This window comes from Gemmata sp. SH-PL17 (genome assembly GCF_001610855.1).
In the GTDB taxonomy this organism is placed as follows: Bacteria; Planctomycetota; Planctomycetia; order Gemmatales; family Gemmataceae; genus Gemmata; species Gemmata massiliana.
The window spans coordinates 399,047-410,729 of record NZ_CP011271.1; the positions used below are offsets into that span (position 1 = coordinate 399,047).

Genomic DNA, 11,683 nt, shown 5'->3' on the forward strand with positions numbered 1-11,683 from the left:
GCTTTTCAGTCTTTCTTTGTGACGGACTACAGCACGCGACTGACGAGGCACTTGAGGTACCCGGATTCGCGGCACGTTACCGCGACCGGGTGGTCCGCGGCCGGTCCGCGACGCTCGATGATTTGCAGGTCGCGTCTCGCTTCGGTTGATACCTGGGCGAGCAGTTCTTCCAGGTCCGTCATCGCGATCAGCCCGGTGCAGCAGCAAGAGACGAGAATCCCGTCCTTCGCGAGCAGCTTCAGCGCGAGTTGGTGCAGTCGGCGGTATCCTTTGAGTGCCTCGGGCACGGCCGCGCGGTTGCGCGCGAACTTCGGCGGGTCGAGGACCACCACGTCGAACTGACGCCCGGCCGCGACCAGTTCCCCCAGGTGCTTGAAGACGTCGGCGTTCGCGAACGTGATGTTGCTCAGGTTGTTAGCATTCGCGTTTCGACGGGCCAGTTCCAGTGCCGGTTCGGATGCGTCCACGCTTAGCACTTCGCTCGCGCCGGCGCTCGCCGCGTACAGCCCGAACCCGCCGGAGTAGCAGAACGCATCCAACACGCGCTTCCCGACGCACAACCGGGCGACTGCGGCGCGGTTGTCGCGCTGGTCGAGGTAGTACCCCGTTTTCTGCCCTTCCGTGAGGTTCACGAGGAATCGCATCCCGTTTTCCGCGATGCTCAGGTCCGCGGGTGGCGGTTCACCCCACAGCAGTTGGTCGTGAAGCTCGACGCCTTCGAGCTTGCCGATGCCCTTTTCGGTGCGGAGGTAGATGCCCTTCGGGTTCAGTAGCTCGCGGAGCACGTCAATAATGATCTCGCGGCGCCTCGCCAGCCCCAAAGCGGTGAACTGCACCGTGAGCCAGTCGCCGTACCGGTCCACGACCATGCCCGAGAGGTAGTCCGATTCGCTGAAGCAGACCCGGTACCCGCCCCCCGGGGTGTTGAGCTTCAGGACGTCGTGCCGGAGTTGGACCGCGCGCGAGATCCGGCTGTGGAAGAACGCCCGATCGAGCAGGACATCGGGCTCCCAGCAGTAGAGCCGCACGTGGATCTTGGACTGCGAGTTATACAGCCCTCGTGCGACGAAGTTCCCGCCGTGCGAAACGAGTTCGACCTCGTCGCCGTCCGCGGGCTCGCCCTCGACGCGCTCGATCGCTCCTGCGAACACCCACGGGTGCCGCCCGAAGAACGGTTGTGCGCGCTTGGCCTTGAGAATCACTTTGGCAGACATGGTGGTCCTGGCGAACGGCCGGTGTGAGCCGGCCGGTGGATTTAGTCGTAGACACACCCGCTCGTTGACACGCGCGGTTCGCTCAGAAGTTTCTGGGCGAACGGCCGGTGTGAGCCGGCCGGTGCAAATTTTCAACGCAGAAGCATTTTTGACAGGATTAACAGGATCGACAGGATTCCGAAGACAAGTTTGTGTTCGGACTTAATCCGGTTGATCCTGTTAAACCTGTCAAAAATACTTCTTACGTTCGCACTCCACCCGTTCGTTAACGCTCGCGGGTGGTGCCGTGTGGAGCAATTACCGGCCGGCTCACACCGGCCGTTCGCCTAGAGGCCCTGTTGCACCCGCCCGATGTACGCGAGTGCGCGGTCGGTGGGCGTCGGTTCGTTGCGGCTGGCGAGCATCGCGTTCACGCGGAGCACCAGTTCCCGCCCGCTGATCGGCTTCGTGATGAAGTCGTCCGTGCCCGCGTCCACGGCGGTCTCCACGTCGTTGGCCTGGTCGAGTGCAGTGACCATCAACACGGAGACGTCGCGCGTCGCGGGATCGGCGCGGAGCCGGCGGCACACCTCGAATCCGCTCATCTTCGGCATCATGACGTCGAGCAGGATCAGGTCCGGCTTCCACTCGCTGGCCGCGGCGAGCGCGTCCACGCCGTTGTAAACGAGCTTCGTCTCGAACCCGGTGCCGTCGAGGTGGGCGTCGAACAGGTCCGCGTTGGACGGGTTGTCGTCGGCAATCAGAATCCGCGGCATGGCGCCCTCTTGTGTACCTTTTGCTCGATAAGCATTATACGAAAGCTCCGCCCCACCGGGCGGCGGAGTTCCGCGTTCCGGGACTCGCGATTTCCTTTGGGAATAGGGGAACGCGGTGATGCGCGAACTGGCTTTCTCGATTAACTTGGGAAGGCACCGATCGAGCCGGAGGCGGTTAATGCGAGTGATTCTGAACCCGAAGCACGCGGACCACGTCCCGCCCGGTGAAATGGAGGGCGGCGCGGTCATCCCCTCTTATGAGGCGCCGGGGCGGTTCGAGGTGATCCGCGCGGCACTGGAGTCCGCGGGCGGATTCCGCTTCGAGGAGCCGCCGAAGCCGAGCGAGGAGTGCGTCGCAGCGATTCACCACGCGGCGTACATCACGTACCTGCGCGAAGCGAGTGCGGAGGCGAAGCGGGCACGCGACCCGGCCGCGAAACAGCTCTGGCCCACCGTATTCCCGTTCGGGCCAAATCCGCGTGCAACTGGTACGCGCGCCCTCCGGGGACAGTTCTGTTTCGACACGTACACACCGATTCTTCCGGGTACGTTCGCTTCCGCGCTCGGGGGTGCGAATGCGGCCGCACGCGCCGCGGACCTGATCGCCGAAGGCGCCGAGCGGAGCGTGTACGTGCTGACGCGCCCGCCCGGGTACCACGCCGAACACGACCGTTGTGGGGGCTACTGCTACTTCAACAATGCCGCGGTCGCAGCGGAGCGACTCGCGAACCGCGGATCGGTCGCGGTGCTCGATCTCGACGTTCACCACGGGAACGGCACGCAGCACATCTTTTATTCGCGCGCGGATGTTCTGACTGTTTCGGTCCACGGCGACCCGGCCGGGCTGTATCCGTTCTTTTCGGGGTTCGCGGACGAAACTGGGACCGGGGCTGGACTCGGTGCGAACGCGAATTTTCCGCTACCTCCGGGCACCGGTGTGAAGGAATATCGCCCGGCGCTCGCCGCTGCGGTCGAGGCGGTGCGCCGGTTCAAGCCTGCGTTCCTGGTGTTCGCGTTCGGGGCTGATGCGCACGAGTCCGATCCCATTGGTGGCTTCAAATTGTCCACAAAGTTCTTCGCGGAAATGGGGACGGCGGTGCGCGAAATCGGTTTGCCGACTGTGATCGTGCAAGAGGGCGGTTACAATCTCACGACGCTCGGCGCGTGCGTGACCGAGGGGCTGAAGGCGATCGACGCGAACTGATCCGGAGACGGGGGCACGATGGCGTTCCAGTTCAACTGTCCGACGTGCGGGACCGCGATGATTGGGTCCGCGGACCGCGTCGGGCGCGACGTCCGGTGCCCGAATTGTCAGGCCGTTTTCCCCTCGCCCGAACCGCCACTGCTCGAAACGGTTGAGCCGCTCCCGATCGACGACCGGTACCCGGAACCCGATCCGCCGCGCGAACCGCGGCGCCGGGAGCCGCGCGACGACTACGATCGTGAATACGACCGCGAGTACGACGAGGAGCCGCGCCCGCGCCGGCGGCGCCGGCCACCGCCTCCTCCACCGGGGCGCGGACCACTGTTCTGGATCGTCATCATTTTCGGTGTTCTCTTTCTGGGAACCTGTGCGTGCTGTGGGGGCGGGTTTCTGCTCATTCCGGGTGAGAAGTGGCACAAGCACCAGTCGGCCGAGGGCAGTTTCGCGGTCGATGTGCCAATGCCCGTGAAAAAGGACATGCCGATTCCGGGAGTGAAACTGGAACCGGGGCAGCGGGCCGAGGGCGGGATTCTGTGGAAGCGCGGGGAGGTCTATTTGATCTCTTACATGCCAATTCCCCCGGTCGGTCAGCGAGCGATGACCGAGCAGGCGCTGCTCGATGAAGCCGTTAACGACATGAGGAAGGACCGGGCAATCAAGCGAATTGTGCGCGACGAGCGCGTGACCGTGTCCGGGTACCCGGGGCGCGAGGTCGAGTACCTCTACGAAGACGGCGGCACGTATGTGGGGCGAATCGTCATCTCCAACCGGTACTTGTACCTCGTCGTTGCTGGCGGGCGGTTCGTGAGTCCCGGCAACGCCAACGTGCGCAAGTTCCTCGACTCGTTCGAGGTCACCGGTGCGAAGGTTCAGTTCGGGCGCCCGTGAGACGGGTTGTGGGGAAAGCGTTTTGACAGGATTAACAGGATCGACAGGATAAGAGCCAAAAGGTTTAATGGCTTTGGTTTTCATCTTGTCGATCCTGTTAATCCTGTCAAAACGCTTTTGAACCTCCCAAAACGCCGACGCCCGGCGCGGGCCGGGCGTGAGTGATCGATCGGTGAGTGCTCGTGCCTTACGCGAGGGCGCTCTTGATCGCCTTGATCGGGCGGATGTTCACCTTGTTGAACGCGGGGCGCGCCTTCGTGGTGTATTCCTTGCCGTTGAGCGGGTTCTTCTTCACTTCGCCGCCCGGCCGCGACTTGACTTGCGTCAGCGACATGCGGGCCAGCCCCGGGAACACGAACTTCTTCGGGCCGCTCGAGCTGAGTTGTTCCGTGACCGTGTCGACGATCGCGCCCAGCACGGCTTCGATCTGCTTCTTGGTCAGTTCCGTCTTCTCCGCGAGGTGACCGACGAGTTGCGACTTCGTCATCGCCTTCTTCGCCGCCTTTTTCGGGGCGGCCTTCGCAGCCTTTGCCATGACAGCACTCCAACACGGGTGAGGGGAAAATCCGAAACTGCTTGAAAACTAAGGGGTTTTGCAGTTGGTTGTCAACAAGACAACGCAATTTCCCTGGAAATATCCAGTATTTCCCACCATCGGACCCACACGGGAGCGAATTTCGCCTGAATTTTCAGGCTTCCGCAACGCTACACCTGCTACTTGCGCCACGCCCGAACCGCCCACAGCAAGTATTGAGCCGATACGTGAGCTTCGGCTCATTGGCACAAGTCGCACAATCCGCGTAATCGGACCCGCCGGGACAGGATGACACGAACCGGTGGTCGCTCCAGGGCGTCCCCTAATGGTGCCGGAACCGCGAGTGCGGTTGTTGCGGTTATTGGGGTTGCAGGGAGTGATCCGAATGAACCTGGTTTCGCGCGTGTCGCTGTTGGCTCTGGGGCCGCTGGCCGCGGCCGCGTGCCGGGCCGCGGGTGCGGCGGCGGTTTCCGACGGGGTTTCGGCCGTTGCCCGCGTGCTCACCGAGCGCCTGACCGACCAAAGCCGGCGCGTGACCGACGCCCTTGGTGCTGCGTCGACTCGCGCGTGGCACGCACTGGAACTTGTGCTCGCGGGCGATTCGGCGCTCGCCTTCGCGGACCGTGCCGATGACCGGGCGTTTCGTGAGCAAGCGCGCCTGTTCCTACTGAATGCTCAGTTCGACGGCCGGGCCGCGAGTGATTCCGACTTCGCCGTGCGCTGCCTGGATGAGCTGCGCACGGCGCGCATGTCGGGGGTGCTCGGTGGCGACGCGGACCCGAACGCGCTCGCCGCGCGCCTCGGTGACCTCGCGCACTTCAGCGACCCGGCGGCCGTTGTTCGCGGGCAGTGGGTGCTCGCGGACGAAATCGGTGCCGAACTGCGCGCACGCGGGTTCAGCACGCTCGCGGCGTTCCTGGTTCTGCGTCCCGCCGGTGACCCGAACGCGGACCCGCTGCTGGCGGTCGCGGTGCGGTACTACTTCCGGCGCGCGGTGGAGGACGATCCGCGCCTCTTTCAAGGGCTCGCGTTCTCGCAGTTGGAGCGCATCGGACGGGCACAGGAAGACGCCGCGAGCGCCCTCGCGGGAGTGATGTCGCGCCTCGACGCACTGCACGCGACGCTGCGCGACCAGGAACTGCCGCTAGCAGAAGAGTTCGTGGAGGTTCCGGTCCCGTCGGTCGCCGACCGGTTCCGCGACGAGACGAACGGCGTCCTCGCGGTTTCGCCGGACGAGTCGCGTGTGCTGGGCGGTTCGCGTTACGATGGCAAGTTGCGCCTGTTCGATGCCCGCACTGGGAAGGAGCTTCGGCGCCTTCCGGGGCACGCGGGCTGGGTGACGTGCGTGGCGTTCGCGCCTGACGGTTCGCGCGCACTATCTGGTGGCGAGGACGGCGCGGTGAAGTTGTGGGACGTGACGAGCGGGAAATTGCTCCGCACGTGGCCGCAAAAGGGCACGAGGCCGAACGCCCTCGCGTTCACGACCGACGGGCGCGCCCAGATTCGCGGGGCGGATGGCGCCGTCCTCGTGTGGAAGGTGTGAAGCAGAACCGTTCGACCGACCGCAATCCAAAGCCACTGGGTGCGAGAAGCACCACCCGCTCGTTGGCACTCGCGGTTCGCCTGGAGCTTTCTGGGCGAACCGCGAGTGCCAACGAGGGTGGAACGGCTTTTGATGGCACCCGGAGCCCTTATCGCCCAACCGAGCGAGGTGCCGGGGCGACCGGGAGCTCTTCTTCGACCACGCGCGCCGACACCACGAGAAGTGTGCGCACCTCGCGTTTGAAATACGCGACTGACTTGAACAGGCGCCCGAGGTACGGGATGTTGGAAAGCACCGGGGGACCGTACTCGGTGCGTTCTTCCACCGTCGTCACCGGTCCGGTAATCACCACATGCCCGTTCGACGGTAGGGACAGTTCCTTCTTCTCGATCGCGATTGTCCGTACTTGAGGGGCTTGAAGGAACTGAGTGAACGGGATCGCCGGTCCTCCGTTCATTGCCGGGGTCTGGGTCGTGACCGGGACGAGAGGTATGAGGTCGCTTGCGAGGCTCGTGTTCGTGTACCCCGTGGATACGGACACGGACCGGCGATCGGCAGACACGCTCCCACACACGGTCAGCACGTCGCCCAGTTCGACTACCGTCTTCTTTGCGACCAGTGCGACGCTCCCTTTTACCTGCCGGGCTTCGAGCCCGGTGACGAACTCACGGTTGCTGCCGACCCGGACCGTTGCGGGTTCGCCGCTCGACGCGACCACCTTCGGCGTACAGAGGATGTTCGCGCGCGGATCGGATTGTGCGTCGGCGAACAGGGCTTTGAGTTGTTCGTCGGACAGGAACGCAACGCCGCCTTCTTCCGGCTTCACCGCTTTCAGTACGGCTCCGGGTTCAGCGGACACCCGGACGACTCGCACCTCGAAGGTGACCAGCGGCGCGGTCGCGGTCCGGGTGGAGGCCGGCTCAGCCGCCGCGATGGGCGCCAGGTGCGTTCCGGCAACAAAAAGAGCGCAGAGGAGTCGCAGGTTCATCCGTGATCCCTCGGTAATGGTGATGGCCCGCGAACGATAGCGAGAGGTGTGTTCCAAGCAAGGAAAAAAGTCAAAGAAATAACGCCGCCCGACCGACACGCTCGTTCGCGTAGAGCGCGAGTTCTCGCGCTTCCCGTCTCCATCAGCACGCATTGGTATGAGCCATCGGTGAGAGTCTCACGCCGCTTCCATTTTTAACTTGCGTTCGTGAGTGCCACCGGACTCAATGACGGCGGGTTCATTCCTCCCTCAGTTATTGGGAAGTCGCTCATGGCAGTTTTCACCGCGAAGGTGCCGGTTGCGATTGCGACCGGCATCGTTGGCTTCTTACTCGGGGGCGGCCTTGTTGGGGTCGTCATGACGTACAGTCTGAGCAAGCCGGACCAACAGGCCGCAGCCGCACCCGGCGGGGACGAGGAGAAGGGCGGTGATCCCAAAGGTGGGAAGGGCGGCATGCCCGGCGGTGGTGGAGGCGGAAAGGGTGGGAAGGGTGGCGGAGGCGGAGGGGGTGGAAAGGGTGGAGGGGCGAAAGGTGGTGGCGGAGGGGGAGGTGGGCCTGGTGGCGGTGGGTTCGGTGGCGGAGGTGGTGGAGGCGCTCCTGGTGGTCAGAGGGGACCGAGTGCCAAGTTCCAGCTCACGCAACTCGTGAACAAGCTCGATGCGCTTACCAAGAAACCGCTCGTGGTCGAACTGACCGCGGACCAGAAGAAGCAAACCAAGGAGTTGCTCGCCGGCTTGGAAGCGGCTGACGACCTAAAAGAAGAGGACGCGAAGAGCAAACTGGACGCGCTACTCAAGTTGTTTGAAGCCAACAAGGAAACGCTGGAGGCGGCCGGCTACCGGTGGCCCGGTGGGGGCGGTGGCGGAATGGGCGGTGGAGGGATGGGGGGCGGAGGGATGGGCGCGGGCGCCCCGCCTCCGAACCCCTTCAAAGCGGGAGAAGGAGCAGACCGGCTGAAATCGCTCCAATCAACGCTCGGAAAGTGACGCCCGACGCGACCTGCGCACTCGGGTGCCCGTTCACGAACCTCCGTGCGCGTGTTTGTACGTCGTCTGAGTGCTCGACGTTCAGATAATTCTGCTATAGCCTCAAAAAATTGACTCCCAATACCGTTCTGTGTGCTTTGACACACAGAACGGTATCTTTTTTCCGCAGAACGAGAAACATTTGGCCTCTTCCTGCGTCTATATTTATGTTGGCTTCGGAATTGCTAATGTTTCTTTCGCTCGCAACCGACATCGGTTCGGAGGCGGGCGGATAGTAACGTCTCGGTAACAGCAGGACGGAACTTGAGAGAAAAATGAGTCCGGCCTGCAAGATGCGGAGAATTGTGTCGTAGACTCTAGTAATGAGGAACGCCGGCGGGGGCAATACCAACCTCACCCGCCTGCCGGCACCATCCAGGAGGGACATCTCATGCTCGTTCTCACTCGGCGCCCCGGCGAATCTATCATCATTGCCGGAGACATCAAGATCACGGTGGTTAATGTCGGCCCCGGCCGCGTAAAGTTGGGTATCGAAGCCCCACCGCACGTGCGTGTCGATCGCCAGGAAATCCACGACAAGATCGAACAATCCGCCGACGTTTTGGCGGCCGTGGGTGGCGAAGTCGGTATCGACTCCCAGAACACGATGATTAGCAGCGGCCCGGACACGACCACCATCAGCACGGCTCCAGTTGGTGCGCCGCAAGTGGCGCCGGCCACGGTGCCGCCGCTCGGGAAGCTGAGCAAGTACCGGCTGCCGCGCAAGCCCCGCTAGGTCGCTAATCGCGCTGTTGGTTACAACTCCGCACGTCATTCGCCTCAACAGTTCTCTTCAATGAGAAATGAATGCCCGCGCCTTCGCGCGGGCTTTCTTTCTTTCACCTGTTTGAAATCCCTGGCCGTCCGCGTCGTCATTCCGGAGAACCACCCGGGGACTCCGTCGTTTCCACACCTTGGGAGCCGGCATGCTCACCGCGATTCTGCTGGTGGTTAGCTGTGTCATTTCTGACCACCCTGTGGGCCATTTTGAGCCAGCCCCGAGCGACCAGTGTGACCCGGCGAAAACGGTTGCCCCCAAGGAGGCGCTTCAGCCGTTTAACGTGTTAGTCGGTTCCTGGAAGGGAAGTGGGATGCCCGAGGGCACGAAGGAAGAGCGCGCGGCCGGCGCGTGGGAAGAGACGGTCGCGTGGGAGTGGAAGTTCAAGGACCAGGATGCGTGGCTGGCCGTTACGTTCAAGAAGGGAAAGCACTTCACGAAGGGCGAGCTGCGCTACACCCCAGATAAGGACACGAAGGCAGCGCCGCGGTTCACACTCACACTGACGGCCGTTGACAAGTCCACCGCGACCTTCGTCGGCGGCCTGACCGACAAGGACAAAGTGCTCACGCTCGCCCGCACCGACGGTCCGACCACCGAAGACCAGCGGATCGTCTTCAGCCTGCTGCACAGCAATCGTCATCTTTACCGATTGGAAACGCGCCCGGCAGGAACGACAGTCGCCTACAGCAAGAAGTACCAAGTGGGTGCGACCAAAGAGGGCGAGCCGTTCGCGGCCACCACGAAGGGGCCGGAGTGCATCGTCAGCGGCGGACTGGGCACGATGAAGGTGAGCTACAAGGGCAAGGACTACTGGGTGTGCTGCTCCGGGTGCCGCGACGAGTTCAAAGAGAATCCGGAAAAGTACATCAAGGAAGCCGAAGCGAAAGCGAAGAAGCAATAGTTCCAGAATTCGCGCGCCGGGTTCCGAATTCCAAGTTCAAGAGGCGACGCGAATTACTTGGTTTCGATCCCGCGCGCAAAACGCGGAACCCGCAACTTGGAACTTGAAGTCCGCTCCCCGGCGGCAATAATGCGGTCGCCAGTCCGATCCCCCGACCGGCCGAGCGCCGGTTGCTTCTCGGAGCACGCTCATGGCGGAAGCCCTCCCCTCTGATTTGGCCAAGGTCGATCCGCGTGAGGCGTGGGCGCCGTGGAAACCGGCCAACGGCGAGTGGAACCGCAAGTGGGTCGCGCACCTCTTCCGCCGCGCCGGGTTTGGCGCGACGCCCGCCGAAACAGACAAGGCGCTCGCTGAGGGTTTGAGCAAAACCCTTTCACACTTCATGACGGGGGACGCGGACGCGGCCGACCGCCTCGAACTGCTCACCGAAACGGGCAAGTATTACACCGAGCCGGTGAGCCTCCGCGTGTGGTGGCTCTACGCGATGACGGAGGGCGGGTACCCGCTGCGCGAGAAGCTGGCCCTGTTCTGGCACAACCACTTCGCCACCAGCTACGCGAAGGTGCGCAGCACGAAGCTGATGTACGAACAGAACGTCACCATTCGGAAGCACGCGCTCGGAGCGTTCCGGCCGTTCCTGCTCGATATGAGCAGGGACACGGCCATGCTGGTGTGGCTCGACTCCAACCGTAACGTGAAGGGTGCGCCCAACGAGAACTACGCCCGCGAAGTGATGGAACTGTTCTCGCTCGGGGTCGGCAATTACACCGAGAAGGACATTCAGGAAGCGGCCCGCGCACTCACCGGCTGGCACCACGACGCCGAGGTGCTGAAGTTCGAGTTTAACCACGAACTACACGACGAGGGCAGCAAGACGGTCTTCGGGAAAACGGGTAAGTGGACCGGCGAGGACGTTGTTCGCCTCTGTTGCGATCAGCAAGCGTGTGCGACGTTCCTGGTGTCGAAACTCTACTCGTTCCTCGTGAGCGAAACGCCCCCGCCGAAGGCGCTGCTGGCGCCGCTCGCGGACCAGTTCCGCAAATCGGATTACGATATCGCGGCCCTTGTGAAGACGATCCTCGGTTCGCGGTTGTTCTTCAGCGAGCACGCTTACCACAAGTGCGTGAAGTGGCCGGTCGAATGCGCGCTGGGCGCGGTTCGCAGTGCGGTCGGAGAGCGCATCCCGCTCTCCGACGTGGTCGATCCACTCGCGAAGATGGGGCAGGCGCTGTTTGCGCCGCCGAACGTGAAGGGCTGGCGCACCGGGACCGACTGGCTGAACAGCGCGACGCTGCTCGCGCGGAACAACTTCGCGGAGAAGGTCGCGGTCGGCGAATGGAGCCGCAATGGGCGCCCGCGCCCGTCGCAGCAGTTCGGGTTCGTCGCCGAGCCGACGAAAGTGGACGCCCCTCCGAGCGAGCCCGCTCCGCCGCCGGCTCCGGAAGCGAAGCACGACATCTGCACCGCGATCTTCGCGGCGAATCCCAAGGACATTGCGGCGGTCGTGAAGCAAATGAGCACGCTGCTCTACGGCGAAGCGGCCGCTCCCGCGCAGGTCAAGAAGCTCGAAACGTTCCTGTTGACGCCCGGCCCCACAGCGGGCGCTGCACCCGCGGCCCCGAAGGGACCGAAGCCAAAGAGTAAGGGGCTAACCCCTCCCGAGACCAAATCGGCGGACGGGCCAAAGGCCAAAACGGAATCCGAACCCAAGCCCAAGAAGGCGGAGCCGCCCAAACCGCTCGATCCGAAAGACGTGAAGCTCGATTCGCCGGAGTTCAAGGCGCGCGTTCGCGAAGCCTACCACGCGATGATGTGTCTGCCGGAATACCAACTGAACTAGGGCGAACC

10 protein-coding genes and 1 pseudogene are annotated in these 11,683 nt (G+C 63.4%); 7 read left to right on the top strand and 4 right to left on the bottom strand.

What is annotated here, in order from left to right:
• Positions 1 to 26: 26 nt before the first annotated feature.
• On the bottom strand, positions 27 to 1,214 hold the full coding sequence (locus VT84_RS01550) for a class I SAM-dependent rRNA methyltransferase (RefSeq protein WP_082838251.1): 1,188 nt from the start codon (positions 1,212 to 1,214) through the stop codon (positions 27 to 29).
• 326 nt (positions 1,215 to 1,540) lie between these two features.
• Positions 1,541 to 1,969, bottom strand: a complete 429-nt coding sequence (locus tag VT84_RS01555) for a response regulator (RefSeq protein ID WP_052560998.1) — start codon at positions 1,967 to 1,969, stop codon at positions 1,541 to 1,543.
• Positions 1,970 to 2,147: 178 nt separating this feature from the next.
• On the opposite strand from VT84_RS01555, the gene VT84_RS01560 reads away from it, so the two are divergent.
• Together VT84_RS01560 and VT84_RS01565 are read left to right on the top strand one after the other, a co-directional pair.
• Entirely contained in the window at positions 2,148 to 3,173 is a 1,026-nt protein-coding gene (locus tag VT84_RS01560) for a histone deacetylase family protein (protein ID WP_162271556.1), read from the top strand.
• An 18-nt stretch (positions 3,174 to 3,191) separates the two neighbouring features.
• Positions 3,192 to 4,061 (top strand): hypothetical protein, encoded by an 870-nt coding sequence (locus VT84_RS01565; protein ID WP_082838253.1) that lies wholly within the window; start codon positions 3,192 to 3,194, stop codon positions 4,059 to 4,061.
• A gap of 187 nt (positions 4,062 to 4,248) precedes the next feature.
• Here VT84_RS01565 and VT84_RS01570 read toward each other — a convergent pair whose 3' ends face one another.
• The gene (locus tag VT84_RS01570) at positions 4,249 to 4,596 is read right to left on the bottom strand and encodes an HU family DNA-binding protein (protein ID WP_052561001.1); all 348 of its coding nucleotides are present in this window, start codon (positions 4,594 to 4,596) and stop codon (positions 4,249 to 4,251) included.
• 385 nt (positions 4,597 to 4,981) lie between these two features.
• Between VT84_RS01570 and VT84_RS01575 the strand changes: the two genes are divergently transcribed.
• Positions 4,982 to 6,139, top strand: a complete 1,158-nt coding sequence (locus VT84_RS01575) for a WD40 repeat domain-containing protein (RefSeq protein WP_162271557.1) — start codon at positions 4,982 to 4,984, stop codon at positions 6,137 to 6,139.
• Positions 6,140 to 6,287: 148 nt separating this feature from the next.
• Here the strand turns inward: VT84_RS01575 and VT84_RS01580 are convergent, their stop codons facing one another.
• Positions 6,288 to 7,127 carry a hypothetical protein gene (locus tag VT84_RS01580; RefSeq protein ID WP_052561003.1) on the bottom strand — a complete coding sequence of 280 codons (840 nt, stop codon included), beginning with the start codon at positions 7,125 to 7,127 and terminating at the stop codon, positions 6,288 to 6,290.
• A 270-nt stretch (positions 7,128 to 7,397) separates the two neighbouring features.
• Here VT84_RS01580 and VT84_RS39415 point away from each other — a divergent pair, with 270 nt between their 5' ends.
• The 4 genes and pseudogenes from VT84_RS39415 (at position 7,398) to VT84_RS01605 (ending at position 11,675) form a co-directional block, all read left to right on the top strand.
• Positions 7,398 to 8,114 carry a hypothetical protein gene (locus VT84_RS39415; protein ID WP_162271558.1) on the top strand — a complete coding sequence of 239 codons (717 nt, stop codon included), beginning with the start codon at positions 7,398 to 7,400 and terminating at the stop codon, positions 8,112 to 8,114.
• Positions 8,115 to 8,544: 430 nt separating this feature from the next.
• A pseudogene (locus tag VT84_RS42080) lies at positions 8,545 to 8,712 on the top strand (carbon storage regulator); the annotation flags it as partial.
• A 367-nt stretch (positions 8,713 to 9,079) separates the two neighbouring features.
• Positions 9,080 to 9,835 carry a YHS domain-containing protein gene (locus VT84_RS39915; protein ID WP_082838258.1) on the top strand — a complete coding sequence of 252 codons (756 nt, stop codon included), beginning with the start codon at positions 9,080 to 9,082 and terminating at the stop codon, positions 9,833 to 9,835.
• Between the two features lie 190 nt (positions 9,836 to 10,025).
• The gene (locus VT84_RS01605) at positions 10,026 to 11,675 is read left to right on the top strand and encodes a DUF1800 family protein (RefSeq protein ID WP_082838259.1); all 1,650 of its coding nucleotides are present in this window, start codon (positions 10,026 to 10,028) and stop codon (positions 11,673 to 11,675) included.
• Positions 11,676 to 11,683: the final 8 nt, after the last annotated feature.